The sequence below is a fragment of the Paraburkholderia sp. SIMBA_054 genome, assembly GCF_046534875.1.
Classification (GTDB): Bacteria; Pseudomonadota; Gammaproteobacteria; order Burkholderiales; family Burkholderiaceae; genus Paraburkholderia; species Paraburkholderia hospita.
In genome coordinates this window covers 1-278 of sequence record NZ_JAWRXV010000647.1, presented here as the reverse complement: position 1 = coordinate 278, position 278 = coordinate 1, and the positions used below count along the sequence as shown (strand labels likewise).

Sequence of the window (278 nt, the reverse complement as noted above, 5' to 3'; positions counted from 1 at the left end):
GACGGTGCCACGGGCGTCAACGCGTTGGCGGCAGGCGTGGGAACCGTCGCTGCCGGCGCGGGCAGCACCGCTATGGGCCAGGGCGCGACGGCGAACAATGCAAACGACGTGGCGCTCGGCAGCGGCTCGACGACCGACGTGGCCGTGGCGACCACTGGCGACACCATCAACGGCACTGCATATGCGTATGCCGGCACTTCGCCCACGAGCACTGTGAGTGTCGGCAGCCTCGGTCACGAGCGCACCGTGACGAACGTGGCCGCGGGCCGTGTCAACGC

1 pseudogene is annotated in these 278 nt (G+C 70.1%); it reads left to right on the top strand.

The annotated features are described in order from the left end of the window. Positions 1-278 (top strand): annotated as a pseudogene (locus SB822_RS56690) (hypothetical protein); the annotation flags it as partial.